At 72.8% G+C, this 17076-nt stretch carries 12 protein-coding genes; 6 read left to right on the top strand and 6 right to left on the bottom strand.

All coding sequences use genetic code 11. The features are described 5' to 3' along the window. The first annotated feature begins 134 nt into the window (after nt 1-134). The 4 genes from DMA15_RS01855 to DMA15_RS01840 are packed head-to-tail and all read left to right on the top strand — an operon-like array spanning nt 135 to nt 4960. A complete protein-coding gene (locus DMA15_RS01855) occupies nt 135-677 on the top strand; it encodes a 2Fe-2S iron-sulfur cluster-binding protein (protein ID WP_125510911.1) in 543 nt (180 codons plus the stop codon). Then, nucleotides 674-1666: a xanthine dehydrogenase family protein subunit M gene (locus DMA15_RS01850; protein WP_125510910.1), complete on the top strand. Its 993-nt coding sequence runs from the start codon at nt 674-676 to the stop codon at nt 1664-1666. Before DMA15_RS01855 ends, DMA15_RS01850 begins: the two co-directional genes overlap by 4 nt. Then, nucleotides 1663-3801, top strand: a complete 2139-nt coding sequence (locus DMA15_RS01845) for a xanthine dehydrogenase family protein molybdopterin-binding subunit (protein WP_125510909.1) — start codon at nt 1663-1665, stop codon at nt 3799-3801. Before DMA15_RS01850 ends, DMA15_RS01845 begins: the two co-directional genes overlap by 4 nt. Continuing rightward, a complete protein-coding gene (locus DMA15_RS01840; protein WP_125510908.1) occupies nt 3794-4960 on the top strand; it encodes an XdhC/CoxI family protein in 1167 nt (388 codons plus the stop codon). The genes DMA15_RS01845 and DMA15_RS01840 overlap by 8 nt, the downstream gene beginning before the upstream one ends. Here the strand turns inward: DMA15_RS01840 and DMA15_RS01835 are convergent. From DMA15_RS01835 to DMA15_RS01820, 4 genes are all read right to left on the bottom strand, one after another. Next, nucleotides 4939-7158 carry a sialidase family protein gene (locus DMA15_RS01835; protein WP_125510907.1) on the bottom strand — a complete coding sequence of 740 codons (2220 nt, stop codon included), beginning with the start codon at nt 7156-7158 and terminating at the stop codon, nt 4939-4941. The two genes, DMA15_RS01840 and DMA15_RS01835, sit on opposite strands and share 22 nt — an antisense overlap. Nucleotides 7159-7349: 191 nt before the next feature. Beyond that, the gene (locus tag DMA15_RS01830; protein ID WP_125510906.1) at nt 7350-8903 is read right to left on the bottom strand and encodes an FAD-dependent oxidoreductase; all 1554 of its coding nucleotides are present in this window, start codon (nt 8901-8903) and stop codon (nt 7350-7352) included. A 138-nt stretch (nt 8904-9041) separates the two neighbouring features. Next, nucleotides 9042-11081: a CocE/NonD family hydrolase gene (locus DMA15_RS01825; RefSeq protein WP_125510905.1), complete on the bottom strand. Its 2040-nt coding sequence runs from the start codon at nt 11079-11081 to the stop codon at nt 9042-9044. Nucleotides 11082-11162: 81 nt separating this feature from the next. Further along, nucleotides 11163-12476, bottom strand: a complete 1314-nt coding sequence (locus DMA15_RS01820; RefSeq protein WP_240659649.1) for an ATP-grasp domain-containing protein — start codon at nt 12474-12476, stop codon at nt 11163-11165. Nucleotides 12477-12611: 135 nt separating this feature from the next. On the opposite strand from DMA15_RS01820, the gene DMA15_RS01815 reads away from it, so the two are divergent. Then, nucleotides 12612-13274 (top strand): endonuclease, encoded by a 663-nt coding sequence (locus tag DMA15_RS01815; protein WP_125510903.1) that lies wholly within the window; start codon nt 12612-12614, stop codon nt 13272-13274. A gap of 79 nt (nt 13275-13353) precedes the next feature. Here the strand turns inward: DMA15_RS01815 and DMA15_RS01810 are convergent, their stop codons facing one another. Both DMA15_RS01810 and DMA15_RS01805 read right to left on the bottom strand, forming a co-directional pair. Beyond that, nucleotides 13354-14739 (bottom strand): VWA domain-containing protein, encoded by a 1386-nt coding sequence (locus DMA15_RS01810; protein ID WP_125517191.1) that lies wholly within the window; start codon nt 14737-14739, stop codon nt 13354-13356. Between the two features lie 77 nt (nt 14740-14816). Then, nucleotides 14817-15686, bottom strand: a complete 870-nt coding sequence (locus DMA15_RS01805) for a MoxR family ATPase (RefSeq protein ID WP_125510902.1) — start codon at nt 15684-15686, stop codon at nt 14817-14819. Nucleotides 15687-15864: 178 nt separating this feature from the next. Here DMA15_RS01805 and DMA15_RS01800 point away from each other — a divergent pair, with 178 nt between their 5' ends. Beyond that, the gene (locus DMA15_RS01800) at nt 15865-17058 is read left to right on the top strand and encodes a 12-oxophytodienoate reductase (RefSeq protein ID WP_125510901.1); all 1194 of its coding nucleotides are present in this window, start codon (nt 15865-15867) and stop codon (nt 17056-17058) included. The last annotated feature ends 18 nt before the right edge of the window (nt 17059-17076 follow it).

Genomic DNA, 17076 nt, shown 5'->3' with positions numbered 1-17076 from the left:
GACACGGCCACGCGGGCACTCCGCCCGCCCCGGGCACCCTTCTCCTTCTCCGGCTTCTCTGTACAGCGCAACCTCTCCCGAATCTCTTGGCGGGACCGCCTCGTTCGACGCGATTTTGCGAAAGAAGGCTGCTCATGGCCCCATCGACGTCCAGTGCCCTCACCCTCAACATCAACGGCGAGAAGCACACACTGACCGTCGACCACCGCACCACCCTGCTCGACGCGCTGCGCGAGCGGCTCGACCTCACCGGCACCAAGAAGGGGTGCGACCAGGGCCAGTGCGGCGCCTGCACGGTGCTGATGGACGGCCGCCGCGCCGTCTCCTGCCTGCAGCTCGCGGTCGCCGCCGAGGGGCGCGAGATCACCACCATCGAGGGCGTCGCCGACGGTGACCGGCTGCACCCCGTGCAGCAGGCCTTCCTCGACCTCGACGGTCTCCAGTGCGGCTACTGCACCCCCGGCCAGATCTGTTCGGCCCTCGGCGTGATCCAGGAGCACGCGGCGGGCTGGCCGAGCGCCGCCACCACCGACGTGCGGCCCGAAGCGGGCGTCCCCGAACTCACCGCCGAGGAGATCCGCGAGCGGATGAGCGGCAACCTGTGCCGCTGCGGCGCGTACGTATCGATCGTGCAGGCCGTCGCGGAGGCGGCCCGCGCCGAGGAGGAGAGCGCATGAGGGACTTCGGATACCAGCGGGCGCACGACGTGCCCGGGGCGGTCGCCCTGCTCGGCGCCGACCCCGACGCCCGCTACCTCGGCGGCGGCACCAACCTCGTCGACCTGATGAAGACCGGCGTGGAGCGCCCCGCCCTCCTCGTCGACGTACGCGAACTGCCCTTGGACGGCATCGAGTCCACCGACGACGGCGGGCTGCGCGTCGGGGCGACCGTCACCAACAGCGACCTCGCGGCCCACCCCGAAGTGCGGCGCCGCTACCCCGCGTTGGCCGAGGCCGTCCTCGCGGGCGCCTCCGGTCAGCTGCGCAACATGGCGACCGTCGGCGGGAACCTGCTCCAGCGCACCCGCTGCGGCTACTTCACCGACCTGAGCAAGCCCTGCAACAAGCGCACCCCCGGCAGCGGTTGCTCCGCCGTGGAGGGTGAGCACCACAACCACGCGATCCTCGGCGCCACCGCGCACTGCGTGGCCATCCACCCCTCCGACATGGGCGTGGCGCTCACCGCCTTCGACGCCGTCGTCACGTACGAAACGGTCGACGGGCCGGGCCAGTCGCCGCTCGCCGAGTTCTATCTGCCGGTGGGGGAGACCCCGCACCTGGAGACCGCGCTGCCGCCCGGCGCGCTCATCACCGGCGTCACGCTGCCGCCCGCCCCGGTGGCCGCCCGCTCCCGCTACCGCAAGGTGCGCGAGCGCGCCTCGTACGCGTTCGCCATCGGCTCCATCGCCGGGGCGCTCGACGTCCGGGACGGTGTCGTACGCGAAGTGCGCGTCGCCTTCGGGGCGGTCGCGTCCCGGCCGTGGCGGGCGCGGGAGGCCGAGCGGGTCCTGACCGGCGGCCCGGCGACCGCCGAGGCGTTCGCCGCCGCCGCGGACGCCGAACTGGCCGCGGCCGAGCCGCTGGCCGACAACGCGTACAAGGTGACGCTCACGCGCAACCTCGTCGTGGCCCTGCTGACCGAACTCACCGAGGAGGCCGCCCGATGACCACGACGACCGGACCCACCAAGGTGACCGGCGCCGTCGGCGCCGCGCACACCCGCGTCGAAGGCCGCGACAAGGTCACCGGCGCGGCGCGCTACGCGGGCGAGATACCCTTCGCCGACCTCGCCCACGGCTGGCTGGTGCTGTCCACCATCGCCCGCGGCCGCGTCACCTCCGTCGAGGCCGAACCGGTCCTCGCGATGCCCGGCGTCCTGACCGTCCTGCACCACGGGAACGCGCCCCGAGTCGACGTCGACTACCAGGGGCTCCTCGGCTCGCCCGACCCGGTCGTCGGGGTCTTCCAGCACGACCGGGTGCCGTTCGCGGGCTGGCCCGTGGCGCTCGTCGTCGCCGAGACGTCCGAGCAGGCCAGGGAGGCCGCCGAGTCCCTGGTGGTCCACTACGACCAGGAGCCGCACGACATCGCGTTCTCCGCCGCGCACCCCGGCAGCTACACCCCCGAGGCCGACGGCATGCGCACGCAGAAGGGCGACCTGGAGGCCCAACTCGCCGCCAGCACCCACGTCGTGGACGCCGAGTACACCACGCCCGAGGAGCACCACAGCCCGATGGAGCCGCACGCGGCGACCGCGCGCTGGGACGGCGGCCGGCTCGACGTCGTCGACTCCAACCAGGGCAGCAGCTGGGTCGCGGACGAGCTGTCGAAGGTGTTCTCCCTCGACCCCGGCTCGGTGCGGGTCCGCTCCGAGCACGTCGGCGGGGCCTTCGGCTCCAAGGGCCTGCGGGTCCACCAGGTCCTCGCCGCGATGGCGGCGACCGTCCTCGACCGGCCCGTGCGGGTCGTGCTGACGCGCCGCCAGATGTTCTCCCTCGTCGGCTACCGCAGCCCCACCACGCAGCGCGTCCGGCTCGGCGCGGAGCCCGACGGCCGGCTGCGCGCCCTCGACCACCAAGGGCTGAGCCTCAGCTCGACCATCCATGAATTCATCGAGCCGAGCGCCGGGTTCGGGCGTCCGATGTACGACGCCGACGCGCACCACACCCACACCCGCGTCGTACGCCTCGACGTGCCGACGCCCACGTGGATGCGGGCCCCCGGCGAGGCCCCGGGCTCCTTCGCTCTGGAGTGCGCGCTCGACGAACTGGCCGAGAAGTGCGGCGTGGACCCCATAGCGCTGCGCCTGCGCAACGAACCGGAGGTCGGACCCGTCTCCGGGCTGCCCTTCAGCAGCCGCAACCTCTCGGGCTGCTTCGAGGAGGGCGCGCGCAGGTTCGGCTGGGCGGAGCGCGATCCGCGCCCCCGCGTGCGCCGAGAGGGGCGCTGGCTGATCGGCACCGGCATGGCCGCCGCGACCTTCCCGGTGCTCGTCGGCCCGGCGACGGCGGGCGTGACGGCCGAGGCCGACGGGACGTTCACCGTCCGCATCGCCGCCGCGGACGTCGGCACCGGCGCGCGGACCGCGCTCACGCTGATCGCCGCCGACGCCCTGGAGGTGGCGCCCGAGCGGATCCGGGTCCGCGTCGCCGACAGCGACTTCGGCTTCGCGATGATCGCGGGCGGTTCGATGGGCACCCGCTCCTGGGGCTGGGCGGTCACGGCGGCCGCGCGCGAACTGCGGGACAAGCTCGTCCCCGGCGGTGACATCCCCGCCGAGGGCATCACCGCGAAGGCCGACACCGGCGCCCTGCTCGGCACACTCGCGCAGAAGGAACGTCACTCCTACGGCGCGCAGTTCGCCGAGGTCGCCGTGGACGTCGCCTCCGGCGAGGTGCGCGTACGCCGCATGCTCGGCATCTTCGCCGCGGGCCGGATCATCAACCCGCTGACCGCGCGCAGCCAGCTGACCGGCGGCATGATCTGGGGCCTCTCCATGGCGCTGCACGAGGAGGCGGTCAGGGACCAGGCCACGGGCGCGCCGGTCGGCCCCGACCTCGCGGGCTACCACGTCGCCGCGCACGCCGACGTGCCGCACATCGAGGCGGACTGGGTCGACGACCCCGACCCCGACGACCCGGTCGGGATCAAGGGCATCGGCGAGATCGGCATCGTGGGCGCCGCCGCGGCGATCGCCAACGCGGTCTGGCACGCGACGGGCGTCCGCCACCGGAACCTGCCGATTCGCCCCGACCGGGTGATCGAGGACCGTGCGACCGAGGCGGGCGGCAGCGGTGCTTGACATCGCCGACGACCTGAACCGATGGGTCCAGGAGGGCCGGGACTTCGCGGTCGCCACCGTCGTGCACGTCGGCGGCAGCGCACCGCGCGGTCCCGGCGCGGCCCTCGCGGTCGACGGCGAGGGCACGGCCATCGGCTCGGTCTCCGGCGGCTGCGTGGAAGGGGCGGTGTACGACCTGTGCGTCCAGGCCCTCCAGGAGGGCGGGGTCGCGGTCGAGCGGTTCGGGTACAGCGACGAGGACGCCTTCGCCGTGGGTCTGACCTGCGGTGGTGTCATCGAGGTGCTGGTCACCCCGGTGGCCGCGGACGCGCCGGACAGGGCGGTGTTCGCCGCCGCCCTGTCGGCCGCCGCCCGCGGCGAGGCGGCCGCGCTGGCCCGGATCACCGCGGGCCCCGCCGACCTGCTCGGCAGGGCGATCGTGGTGCGCGCCGACGGCACCCGCGAGGGGAGCCTCGGCGGGCACCCGGACCTGGACCGCACGGCGGCGGGGGAGAGCCGCGCCCTCCTGGCGGCCGGCCGCACCGGCGAGTTCGTCGTCTCGGAGAGCGGGTCGCGCTGCGGGAGCGCCCTGACGTTCCTCGTCGAGTCGAGCGTGCCCCCGCCCCGCATGATCGTGTTCGGGGCGGTCGACTTCGCGGCGGCCCTGGTCCGCGCCGGGAAGTTCCTCGGCTACCACGTCACGGTCTGCGACGCCCGCCCCGTCTTCGCCACCCCGGTCCGGTTCCCCGAGGCGGACGACATCGTGGTCGAGTGGCCCCACCGCTATCTGGAGCGCACCGCGACGGACGAGCGCACGGTCCTGTGCGTGCTCACCCACGACGCCAAGTTCGACGTGCCGCTGCTCTCGGCGGCGCTGCGGCTGCCCGTCGCGTTCGTCGGCGCGATGGGCTCGCGCCGCACTCACGAGGACCGCAACCGCAGGCTCCGCGAGGTCGGCGTCACCGAGGACGAACTGGCCCGGCTGCACTCGCCGATCGGCCTCGACCTCGGCGCCCGTACGCCCGAGCAGACCGCCCTGTCCATCGCGGCGGAGATCGTCGCGGCCGGACAGGGCGGTACGGGTCTGCCGCTCACCGGCTCACGGACGCCGATTCATCATGAGGCGCCCGGGAGCCTTCTCCCGTCTGGAAGCCGTCTTCAGCGGGTGGCCAGTTCGTAGAAGCCCCTGCCGAACGTGGCCGCCACCAGGCGGTGGTGTCCCGCGTCGTACTCGATGTCGTCGACGGGGACCGCGGGCATGCCCCGCCCGAGCCGCGACCACGACGGCTTGCCGGACCGGGACGTGAACACGCCCTGGTCGGTGCCGATGTGCAGGCGCCCGCCGTGCCCGAGGACGAGGTCGTTCACGGGCGCGTCCGGCAGATTGCCCGACAGGTCCCTCCAGTGCCTGCCGCCGTCCGAACTGCCGTACACATGCGCCTTGTTGGACCCGGAGCGGTAGGCGGAGTGGGTGGTGTACACGCGGTCGGGGTCGCGCGGGTCGACCACCACGCGGGTCACCCAGGCGCGGCCCTCGGCCAGCTTCGTCCAGTGCGCGCCCAGGTCCTTGGTCACCCAGACCCGGCCGTCGTCGGTGCCCGCGTAGACCGTGCGGCCGTCGCCCGCGGGCGCGATCGAGGTGATCGTGCCGTAGTTGGCGTAGTTCGGGTCGGGACCTGGGCCGCCGGACAGGTCGGGGCTGATGGGCTGCCAGGTCGCGCCGCCGTCCGTGGAGCGGTTGAGGACCTCGGAGCCGTAGTAGAGGATCTTCGGGTTCCTGGGGTCGAAGACGACGGGCGTGAACCAGTTGCGCCGCTTGTACGTCGTCTTGTCCGCGAAGTACGTCAGGGTGTCGCCGCCGTCGGTGGAGCGGAAGCAGTTGCCGTACTGGTAGCAGGCGAAGACGTTGTTCACGTCGGTGGGGTTGATCAGGTTCTCCTCGCCGTCCCCGCCGAGGTATTCGTTGAAGCGGTCCCCGCCCCAGGAGCGCAGCGAGCCGTTGTCCTGCGAGCCGCCGGATATCCGGCCGGTGTCCTGCGGGCTGATGGCCGCGCTGTAGAGCTGGGTGTACGGCTCGTGCCGGGCCTTGACCCAGCCGCCGTCGCCGTTCGCGTCGGAGCGGTAGACGCCGCCGTCGTTGCCGAGATAGACGCGGCCCGGCCTGCGCGGGTCCCAGACCATCGCGTGCTGGTCGACGTGGATGCTGGTGTCGTCGGCGCTCCAGGTGGCGCCGCCGTCCTTCGTCGTCATCAGCGGCACGCCCGCGACCTGCACATGGTCGGCGTCCTTCGGGTCGGTCCACACCTTGCCGAACCACCAGCCGAACGTCGACTGCGACGCGGTCAGCTTCTGGTCGGCCGGGGTGCGCCGCCAGCTGTCGCCGCCGTCGGTGGACGCGTAGAAGCCCTCGAAGGGCCCGCCGGTCTTGTTGACGATCGCGTACGCCTTCTCGCCCGCGACCGCGAGACCGATCCGCCCCACGTCCGGGCCCCGCTCGGGGAGCCCGCCGCCGAGCCGCCGCCAGGACCTGCCGTCGTCGTCGCTGCGGAAGATCCCGGAGCCCACGCCTCCGTAGGTGCGCAGTTCGGGCGTGCGGCGGTGGTCCCACAGCACGGCGTAGAGCCGCTTGCCCCGGACGATGATCTCGGTGGCTCCGGTGAACTCGTTGGCGCCGGAAAGGATCCGCCGCCAGGTCTTGCCGCCGTTCTCCGAGCGGTAGACGCCGCGGTCGCCGCCGCCGTTGTAGAGCGAGCCCGCGGCGGCCACGTAGATGCGGCGCGGGTTGCGGGGGTCCACCGTGATGGCGCTGATGGCACCGGAGTCACGCAGGCCGATCCGCCGCCAGTGGCGCCCGCCGTCGGCGCTGCGGTAGAGGCCGGTCCCTTCGTACGTGATGCTGCCGCCGCCGGGGTTGGGCTCGCCGGTGCCCGCGTACAGGGCGCCGTCGGGCCCGGTGGCGACCGCGCCCATCGCCTGCGTCCAGCTGTCCGGCCAGGCGGACTTGAACGTCTGGCCCGCGTCCGTGCTGCGCCAGATCCCGCCGCTCGCCGCCGCCGCGTACAGGGTGTCGGCCCGCTTCGGGTCGAGGGCGAGCGACACGATCCGGCCGCCGATGTTGGTGGGGCCGAGCGCCTTCCACCGGCCGCCGGTGGTGGGCAGTCCACGCGCCTGCGCGGCGGCGTTCTCGTGGGCGTGCCGGGGGATCGACTCACCCGGCACGGTCTTCTGCAGATAGCGGTACTCGGCCGGTGCGGCGGGCCCGCGGACGGGGCGGTAGACATCATCCGGCCCCGGCGGCGCCGCGCTCGCCGGTGCGGTTGCCAGGAGGACGACGCCCGCGAGCGGGGCGAGGACCAGATGAAGCAGGCGTCTGCGCATGGGCACCCTCTTCTTCGTCATGGCCATAACAAGCCGTGCTGACGTTACGAGAGAGGGCGGGGGAGCAGAAGGGCGGAAGTTGGCCGTTGTGGCCGAACGTGGCGCGGTACGTGAGGAGTGGCGCCGCGAGGGCGGTACGGGAAAGCGGCGCCGTCACGGCGCCACATCGCCGGGGGCGGGCCCCGGCCCGTTCAGGAGTCCGGCAGCTCCCGGGGCTCCAGCGGACGGGTGGCCGGTCCCTGGAGGACCTCCCCGTCGGTGCCGAAGCGGGAGCCGTGGCACGGGCACTCCCACGTGGTCTCCGCCTCGTTGAAGGCGACCAGGCACCCCAGATGCGTACAGCGGGCGGAGACGGCGTGCAGTGCGCCGCTCTCGTCGCGGTGGACCGCGCAGCGGCGCCCCTCGACCCGCACCACCGCGCCCGAGCCCGGCGGGATCTCGTCCACCGAGTCGACGTGCGAGGTGCGCAGCCGGTCCCCGACGAAGTGCTTGGCGACCTCGGCCTGCTGGCTCAGCAGCGCGGGCGCCTCGCGCAGGGTGCTGAGCAGCCGGCGCGGGTCGTACAGGTCGGCCCAGGGGGACTTCTCCCCGCGGATCAGCCGGGCCAGCAGCCTGCCCGCCATGATGCCGCCGCTCATGCCCCAGCCGCCGAACCCCGTGGCCACATAGGTGTTCCGGGCGCCGGGATGGAAGGGGCCGACCATCGGCACGCCATCGGTCACGGAGTTGTCCTGCGCCGCCCACCGGTAGGCCGTCTCCGCGACGTCGAAGCGCTCCCGCATCCAGGTGTCCAGCGCGCGGAACCCGGCGGCGGCGTCGCCCGTGCCCGGGGTGAAGCCCTCACCCGTGACGATGAGGAGCCGCCCGCCGTCGTCGCCGTACGGCGCGGTGCGCACCGACCGCTTGCCCTCGTCCTGCGTGATGTACATGCCGCCGGGGTCCTGGCCGGGGGCGAGCGGCGCGGCGACGACGAGTTCGCGCTGGGCCGAGAGCCGGGCGAAGAGCAGGGCCCGGTCGAAGACGGGGTAATGGGTGGCGACGACGACCGACTTCGCGGTGACCGTGTGCCCGGACTCGGTGGTCACCTTGCACGGGGAGCCCTCGCGCAGACCGGTCACCCGGGTGCGCTCGTGGATGACGCCCCCTCGCGCGCACAGGTCCTCGGCGAGCGCCAGCAGGTAGGCGCGGGGGTGGAACTGCGCCTGGTCGTCGACGCGCACCGCGCCCGCCACATCGAAGGGCAGCCCGGTGATCTCGGTGTACTCGGCGGGCAGACCGGCCTCACGGGCCGCCTCCGCCTCGGCCCGCAGTTTGTCGGTCTCCTCCGGCCGGACGGTGTAGGTGTAGGCCGGGGCACGCTCCAGTTGGCAGTCGATGCCCAGCTCCGTGCTGACCGCGGCCACGTGCTCCACCGCCTCCTGCTGGGACCTGGCGTACAGGTGGGCGGCCTCGGGCCCCCGGGTGCGGCGCAGCTCCTCGTAGACGAGGGTGTGCAGCGAGGTCAGCTTAGCGGTGGTGTAGCCGGTGACCCCGGCGGCGATGCGGTCCGCTTCGAGGACGGCGACCGTGCGCCCGTCGCGGGCCACCTCCCACGCGGTGGCGAGCCCCGCGATACCGCCGCCGACCACGACGACGTCCACCTCGCTGTCCCCGGCCGGCGGCGGGTAGGACGTGGGTCCGGTGCTGTCCATCCAGTAGGACTCGGGCCGGCCCGGCAGCGGTCCGGTGCGGGGTGCGACGGCCATGGGGACTCCTGGTCTCTGGGTGCTCGTGGGGGGTGCGGGTTCCCCCGCCCCCGCCGGGCTAACCCGGCGGGGGATCTTGCCCACAGGCTACGCAAAAGGGGCATTGCGCGCTTGTGGGGCGGGGGGTCGCCGGTCCGGTCAGAGCCAGTCGCGGGGCAGCGTCTCGTTCCACGTACGGGAGAAGACGCGGCGCTCACCCTCGTAACCGTCGAGGGTCGCGTCGACGAAGAAGTTCTCCTCGTCGCACCGCAGCACCGTGCGGGTCCGTACGCTCACGTCCCAGTCGTCCCGCGCGAACCGCATCGTCCACTCCGACTCACCGGCCACCGACGTGAAGTCGTCACCGGTGGACGTGTACCGCTCGAAGGCGCGGCAGCCGGCGTCGAGCCCGATCTCCTCGTACCGGACGGTGCCCCGGTCCTTGACGATCTCCAGCGCGGAGTTGTAGCCGACCAGGTCACGCCTGACCTCCCAGCGCTGGTCCGGCGGCGAGAGCCGGGTGGTGGCCAGCGGCTCGGTGCCCTCGGGCTCCTCGAAGGGGCGCTGCGGCGCGTTGTCCGGCTCGGCGACCGGCCGCACCGGAAGCCGCAGCGCGCTGGAGCCCTCGTACACGCTGAGCAGGACGGGCCGGGGCGGGGGCCAGGCCAGCGGCCAGTACGACGTGGACAGCGAGAGCCGGATGCGGTGTCCGGGCGGGAAGGACTGGGCCACGCCGTTGAGCTGGAGGGTCGCTCGGTAGCGGCGGCCCGGTTCCAGCGGCTGCGGCTCGCCCGTGCCGTCCCTGTGGGTCAGGTTGAGCACGCCGTACGTCACCCGGGTGGCCCGCCCGTCGGGGGCGACGTCCGAGATGCGGGCGGCGACTGTGGCGACCGGTTCGCTGACCGAGAGGTCCAGGTCGACGCGGGGCGAGCCGAGGATCTCCACCGGCTCGGTCAGCTCGGGGGAGTCGAAGACCAGCGAGCCGCCGTCCTCCTCGCGCTGGTCGTAGGGCAGGTCGGGCGGCGCGTTGTAGGAGGCCCACTTCCCGGCGAACTGGCCGACCGACAGCGGGGACTGCACGGTCATGGCCTCACCGGCGTCCTCCTGCTCCGCCACCGGCTCGCCCTGCCAGGCGATGCGGTGACGCAGCAGGGGATGCGCGACCTCCTGGATGTGCGGCGAGGGCCACTCGGGCTCGCCGACCCAGCGGCCAGGACGCTCCTCGTAGGAGGTCGAGGGCGGCACGCTCTCCTGCATCCAGGCCCGCAGCATCGGGCCGTCCATGACGCCGTTGTCCTCGCCCTTGAGCCAGTGGTCCCACCAGCGCACCACTTCCTGGAGATAGCCGATGGCGGGGCCGGGCTCACCCAGATGCGGATACTTGTGCGACCAGGGGCCGATCAACCCCTTGCGCGGCACGTCCAGATGGCCGAGCAGCCGCGTCACGGCGTTGGAGTAGCCGTCCGCCCACCCGCTGGAGGCGAGGACGGGGCAGCGTACGTCCTGGTAGTTCTCGCAGACCGAGGCGTGCTTCCAGTAGTCGTCGCGGCGCTGGTGGCGCAGCCATTCCAGGACCCAGGGGCGTGCCTGGTCCATGCGCTCGTGCCACATCTCGCGCCAGCGGTCGCCGACCACGGCCGGGTCGGGCGGGCAGGTGGCGTAGGCGAACATGGTGCCCGCCTCGGCGAGGTTGTCGGACAGCATCGCGCCGCCCATGTAGTGCATGTCGTCGGCGTACCGGTCGTCCGTGAACGACGAGATGACGATGGCCTTCAGGCTCGGCGGCCGGCGCGCGGCGACCTGGAGGGCGGCGAACGCGCCCCAGGAGATGCCCATCATGCCGGTCGACCCGTCGCACCAGGGCTGCTCGGCCAGCCAGGCCAGCACTTCCTCGGCGTCGGTCTGCTCCACTTCCAGGTACTCGTCCCGCAGGACGCCCTCGGACTCGCCCGTGCCGCGCACGTCCACGCGGACGCACGCGTAGCCGTGGCCCGCGATGTAGGGGTGGTGGATCGAGTCGCGCACGGAACTCAGATCGCGCTTGCGGTACGGGATGTACTCCAGGACGGCCGGTACCGGCGTGTCGTCCGAGGACGTCGGGCGCCAGATCCGCGCCGAAAGGCGGGTGCCGTCGGACATCGGGACGACGACGTGTTCTTCCTCTTTGGTCGCGTACGGGAGATTGCCCACGTAACGCATGGGGCCGTGCCATCCTCTCGGTTGCTTCCTCCGCCGGGGCAGGCGGAGTCCTGGGGTTCTGTGGGGTTCTGTCCGGTCGTGCTAGTCGTTGGTCTGGTCGCGGCCGCCGGGCTCCGTGTCGTCGAAGGTGAGCCCGAGCGCGGCCACACACCGGTCGTACTTGCGCCGCAGCTCCTCCTCGCTGTCGCCCCCGGTGTAGATGTGGGCCAGCTCGAAGCTGTAGCTGTCCTGGTGGCCGGAGTCGGAGAGCCGCTGCCCCTCTTCGACGTTGACCTCGATCCGCACGTTCCCGATCTCGCGCTCGATGCGGTCGATGTCCTCGCGCGTGGGCACGTTGTGCACGACGCCGTCGGCGAACCACCGGTAGTACCACTTGGCGGAGGTCGCGCAGGGGCCCTCGCGGTGGGGCATCGCCGGGTCCTCGTCGAAGGCGAGGCTGACCATGCAGTGGTGGTTCGGCACGCCGTCGACGTACTCGAACAGCTCCGCGTGCGACTGCGAGTGCCGGGGGTTGATCTCCAGCAGGTTCAGCTCGTCGGTGCCGGGGTCGTAGAAGTACTCGATGCTGAAGGTCGCGTCGTCCATGCCTATCTGCCGCATCACGCGCACGGAGACGTCGTGCAGCCTCCGCACCACCGGCTCCGGCAGGGTGGAGGGGTACTGGTGGCGCAGGAAGCACGAGGAGTCGGGGTAGTTGATGGAGTCCAGGACGCCGTAGACGGTGACCTCGCCCCGGTGGACGTATCCCTCGACCGCGACCTGGATGCCCGAGAGCGCCTCCTCGGCGAGACAGACCTGGGCGCCGATCCCCGCCATCTCCTCGGGCAGTTCTATCTGGTCGAGGATGTACTCGAAGGGCCGGCCGACCGTGCCGATCCCCTCCTTGATCCTCGCCACGGCCTCGTCGAACTCCTTCTGGTCCTTCACGCTGTACGCCAGCTTCGAGGAGTACGACAGGGCGGGCTTGAGCCACATCGGGAAGCGCACGCCCTCGGGCGGCCGCGGGGACTCGGCCTCCAGGTCGACCCGGCCGAAGCGGGGGTGCTCGTCGACCACCTTCTGCTGCTCCAGGCGGCTCCAGTACTTGTGCTCGCACTTGACGATCGACTCGAGACTGGTGCTGCGGGTGCCGTACTGGTCACCGAGCATCGCCACGAGCGTGCTGCCCGGAAAGTCCCAGTAGCTCACGATCGCGTCGATGTCGCCGTCGAACCCGTCGAGCACCTTCCGCGCCTTCGCCAGCAGATCCGGTACGGAGACCTCGCCGCCCTGGAGCTCGTCGACCGTGAGCAGCGGATGGAACCGGTAGTCCCGCGCGTGCGGGATGGCACGCAGTGTGGGCAGATTGGCCTCGTCCAGGCCGATCACGAATACGTTCTTCTGGTGTGCAGCCACAGATGTTCCCTCTCCTTGCCCGGAGTTTCTGTTCCGAGTCTCTTTTCCGACGTCAGAGCGGCTGTGTACCCGCAGGCCGGAGACGCACACGTCGGCCATGATGGCGGGGGAGACGATCCGACCGGGAGGAGAACCATGGCCGACCGACGCGACCGCGACCGGGCCGTCGTGCGGGCACTGCTCGACGCCCACGGGCGCACCTACGCCGAGGAGGCGGGCATCCGGCTGCGGGACACCCCGCAGCCGCTGTACCAACTCCTCGTCCTGTCCGTACTGCTGAGCGCCCGCATCCGCGCCGCCGCGGCCGTCGGTGCCGCCCAGGAGCTGTTCGCCGCCGGCCTGCGTGACCCGCGGCGCATGGCCGACGCGTCGTGGCAGCGGCGGGTCGACGCGCTGGGCCGCGGCGGGTACCGCCGCTACGACGAGAGCACCTCCACCCAGCTGGGCGAGGGCGCCGAGCTGGTCCTGCGGGAGTACGGGGGCGATCTGCGCCGCCTGCGGGACGCCGCCGACACCGACGCCGCGCTGCGCCGCCTGCTCCAGACCGTGCCCGGTCTCGGCCCGACGGGCGCGGACATCTTCCTGCGCGAGGTGCAGCGGGTGTGGCCGCGGGTCGGGCCCCGCCTGGGCGGCAAGGCGCTGCAAGGCGCGGGCCGGCTCGGTCTGCCCGAGGACGAGGAGGAACTGCTGCGCCTCGCCGGGGACACGGACCCCGCGGCCCTGTCGGCGGCGCTGGTGCGCGCCGCCCTGGACAAGTCCATCGCCGACGACGTGGCGGCGGGGGCTGACCGGTCCTGACGACCTGGCTGCCGGTCCTGACCGGTCCTGACCGGGCGTCGCCCGCCGCGCGCGGGCCGTTGCCGCCCCGTGCCGCGTCTCACACCGGCAGCAGCCGCGCGATCAGCTCGCCGAGCTGCCGGGCGTTGCGGCACTCGTGCATCTCGACCAGTTCCGCGTACGCGTACGCCGCCGAGTCACCGGTCGACCACTGCGCGCGCTGCTCGGGGTTGAGCCAGTACACCCGGCGGGCCCGCCCGGCGATCTGCCGCAGCGCCGGGAGGTTCGGGTCGCTCATGTTCGTACGGGCGTCGCCGAGGACGAAGACCGTGGTGCGCGGGCCGACCGCGTCGAGGTGGCGCTCGGCGAACTCGCAGAGGGAGGTGCCGTAGTCGCTGCTGCCGTGCCAGCCGGTCACCGCTGCCTCGCCGAGGATGCGGGCGCCGAGGCCCGCCGGGTCCGCGGAGCCGCGCGCGAGCAGCCCGGTCACCTCGTCGGCACGGTTGACGAACGCGAACACGCGCACCTTGCTGAACTGGTCGTGCAGCGCCTGCACCAGCAGCATCGTGAAGTTCGCGAAGCCCGCCACCGAGCCGGACACATCGCAGAGCAGCACCAGTTCGGGCCGTGCGGGACGGCGGCGGCGCAGCACCGGCCGCATCGGCACACCGCCGGTCGACAGGGAGCCGCGCAGGGTGCGGCGCAGGTCGATGCTGCCGTGTGCGGCCCGTCTGCGCCGGGCGGCGAGCCGGGTCGCGAGTTTGCGGGCCAGCGGATACACGGCCCTGCGCAGTTCGTCGAGCTGCGCGCGGCCCGCGAGCAGGAAGTCGACCCGGTCGGCGCTGGTCGCCACGGCCCGGCGGGCGATCTCCTCGGTGCCGCGCCGCTCGGCGACCCGGCGGCGCGCCTCGGTCCGGACGCGCTCGCGGAACCCTTCGATGCGGCGCCGGATCTCGTCGGGCTCAAGCCGGTCCGTGAACGCGGCGGCCCCCTCGGGAGCGCCGGTGGCCCCCGCGCGCAGAGCGGCGAGAACACGCGCGAGAAGCGTCTCGGGCCGCAGGCGGCTCAGCGTCTGGTGGGAGGACCAGCCGTCTGACCCCTGCGCCGAGCCGTACCCGCCGAAGCCGTCCACCGCCTCGCGCGCCAACCGGCCGAGCAGCGCCTGGTCGTCCGCAGCGAGCGCGGCGACCAGACGCTCGCGCAGCGCCTCCCGGTCGGGCTCGGCGCCGCCCTCCTGTGCCGAGACACCTCTGCCCAACGGGAAGTACAGCTCGAAGACGGGATCGAAGACCGCCCGCTGGCTCTCCTGGTGGAGCAGCGCGGCGGCCAGCCCTTCCCTGACCCGCTCGCGGTCGGCGAGGCCGAGCGCTTCAAGGGCGGCCGCCGCGTCGACGGTCTCGCCCGGGCCGATCCGCAGACCGTGCGAGCGCAGCGCCCTGACGAGACCGGTGAGCCTGCCGGTGACCCCCTCGGCACGGGTCTCCACGGCGCGGGTTTCTGCGGCGGCGGCCCCTTCGGCACCGGCCTCTTCGGCAGCGGGCGCCCCGGGGTCGGGGAGCGCCCTCACACGGCGTCCAGGTCCAGCTTGGCTGCCGCCTTCAGTACGTCGTCCTGGTGCTTCAGGACGACGCCGAGGCTGTCGCGTACGACCGTCTCGTCCAGGGTGCCGACACCGAGCGCCAGCAGGGTGCGCGCCCAGTCGATGGTCTCGGCGACCGACGGCACCTTCCGCAGATCCATGGCGCGCAGCGCGCCCACCACCCGCACCACCGCATCGGCGAGCACCTCGTCCAGGCCCGGCACCCTCATCCGGACGATGCGGCGCTCCAACTCCTCCTCGGGGAAGCCGATATGGAGGAACAGACAGCGGCGGCGCAGCGCCTCGGACAGCTCCCGGCTCGCGTTGGAGGTGAGGACCACGAACGGGCGCCGCTCCGCGCTGATCGTGCCCAGCTCGGGAACGGTGACCTGGAAGTCGCTGAGGACTTCGAGGAGCAGGCCCTCCACCTCGACGTCCGCCTTGTCGGTCTCGTCGATCAGCAGCACCTTCGGCTCGGTGCCGCGGATCGCCGTGAGCAGCGGGCGCGAGAGCAGGAACTCCTCGCTGAAGATGTCCGTGCGCGTCTCGTCCCACGACTCGTCGCGCCCGGCGGTGATGCGGAGCAACTGCTTGGCGTGGTTCCACTCGTAGAGCGCGCGGGACTCGTCCACGCCCTCGTAGCACTGGAGCCGGATCAGGCGGGCGCCCGCGACCTGCGCGACGGCCTTCGCCAGCTCCGTCTTGCCCACCCCGGCCGGGCCCTCCACGAGCAGCGGCTTGCCGAGCCTGTCGGCGAGGAAGACGGTGGTGGCGACCGCGGGCGAGGCCAGATATCCGGCCTCCGCCAGGCGGACCGCGACCTCGTCGACGGACGTGAAGTACCCGGTCGTCATGAGCGCACCTGATCAGTTCCGGCCGCACCCCCACAACACCCGGACGCCGTTTGCGGCGCACGTCACGTCCTGGAGCCAGGGCGACAGAGGTAAATGAGTTACGCTTCTTTCGTTGATTTCGCACGCAAGACGATCACCTGCGCGAGACGATCACGTATGCAAGGCAGAGGAGCCTGTGATGGAGAAGACCGACGCGACGCCTTCGCCCCCTAACGCCCCTTCAGTCCCTTCGGCCCCTTCAGTCCTTACGGACACGGCCCTCGATTCGCGGTCCCGTGCCGCACGCCTGCTGGGACAGCCCTTCGCCCTGGGTGACTTGACGCTGCGCAACCGGATCGCGATGGCCGCCGTGACCAGACGCTTCTCGCCGGGCGGAGTGCCCGGTGAGGACGTCGCCGCGTACTACGCGCGGCGGGCGGCCGGAGGCGCCGGGCTGATCGTCACCGAGGGCACCTACGTGGGGCGGGACGCGGCGGCCGCGTACGACCGCGTGCCGCATTTCCACGGGGAGAAGGCCCTGGCGGGCTGGGCGAGGGTGGTCGAACGGGTGCACGGGGCGGGCGGCCGGATCATGCCCCAGCTGTGGCATACGGGCGTGCTCCGCACCGACGCCGTCCCGCCGCTCGGCGTACCCGCGGAAGGGCCCTCGGGGATCGACCTCGACGGGCGCCCGCACGGCAGGGCCATGACGCTCGACGACATCGACGCGGTGGTCGAGGCCTTCGCCGAGGCGGCCGCCGCCGCCGAGCGCATCGGCTTCGACGGCGTCGAACTGCACGGCGCGCACGGCTACTTGATCGACGCGTTCCTGTGGCACGGCACGAACACCCGCGGTGACGCCTACGGCGGGGACCACGCCTCCCGCGCGCGGTTCGCCGCCGAGATCGTCGCCGCCGTGCGTGCGGTGGTCTCACCCGGCTTCCCGGTCGTCTTCCGCCTCTCCCAGTGGAAGACCGACCACTATGAGGCCCGCGTCGCCGAGAACCCGGCCGAGCTGGAGCAGCTGCTCACCCCGCTCGCGGCGGCCGGTGTGGACGCCTTCCACGCCTCCACGCGGCGCTACTGGCTCCCCGAGTTCGCGGGCAGTGACCTGAACCTCGCGGGCTGGGCGAAGAAGCTCACCGGCAGGCCGTCGATCACCGTGGGCTCCGTCGGTCTCGACCGGCAGTTCGCCGGGGCGCCGGGGCGCGCACAGCGGTCCGGCGTCACCGGTATCGACCCGCTCCTGGACCGGCTGGAACGCGACGAGTTCGACCTCGTCGCCGTCGCACGCGCGTTGGTCGCCGACCCCGGCTGGCCCGTCAAGGCGCTCACCGGCCGCTTGGACAAGGCGGTGCCGTACGACGCCTCGCTCCTCGACGCCCTGGTGTGAGCGGGGCGCGCGGCCTCG

Source organism: Streptomyces sp. WAC 01529 (assembly GCF_003945545.1).
In the GTDB taxonomy this organism is placed as follows: Bacteria; Actinomycetota; Actinomycetes; order Streptomycetales; family Streptomycetaceae; genus Streptomyces; species Streptomyces anatolicus.
This window is presented reverse-complemented; position numbering and strand designations above follow the sequence as displayed.

Bases quoted from the DNA above. Each gene is read 5' to 3' on its own strand.
- DMA15_RS01855 (WP_125510911.1), top strand. From the start codon at position 135: ATGGCCCCATCGACGTCCAGTGCCCTCACCCTCAACATCAACGGCGAG.
- DMA15_RS01850 (WP_125510910.1), top strand. From the start codon at position 674: ATGAGGGACTTCGGATACCAGCGGGCGCACGACGTGCCCGGGGCGGTC.
- DMA15_RS01845 (WP_125510909.1), top strand. From the start codon at position 1,663: ATGACCACGACGACCGGACCCACCAAGGTGACCGGCGCCGTCGGCGCC.
- DMA15_RS01835 (WP_125510907.1), bottom strand. From the start codon at position 7,158: ATGCGCAGACGCCTGCTTCATCTGGTCCTCGCCCCGCTCGCGGGCGTC.
- DMA15_RS01830 (WP_125510906.1), bottom strand. From the start codon at position 8,903: ATGGCCGTCGCACCCCGCACCGGACCGCTGCCGGGCCGGCCCGAGTCC.
- DMA15_RS01825 (WP_125510905.1), bottom strand. From the start codon at position 11,081: ATGCGTTACGTGGGCAATCTCCCGTACGCGACCAAAGAGGAAGAACAC.
- DMA15_RS01815 (WP_125510903.1), top strand. From the start codon at position 12,612: ATGGCCGACCGACGCGACCGCGACCGGGCCGTCGTGCGGGCACTGCTC.
- DMA15_RS01805 (WP_125510902.1), bottom strand. From the start codon at position 15,686: ATGACGACCGGGTACTTCACGTCCGTCGACGAGGTCGCGGTCCGCCTG.
- DMA15_RS01800 (WP_125510901.1), top strand. From the start codon at position 15,865: ATGGAGAAGACCGACGCGACGCCTTCGCCCCCTAACGCCCCTTCAGTC.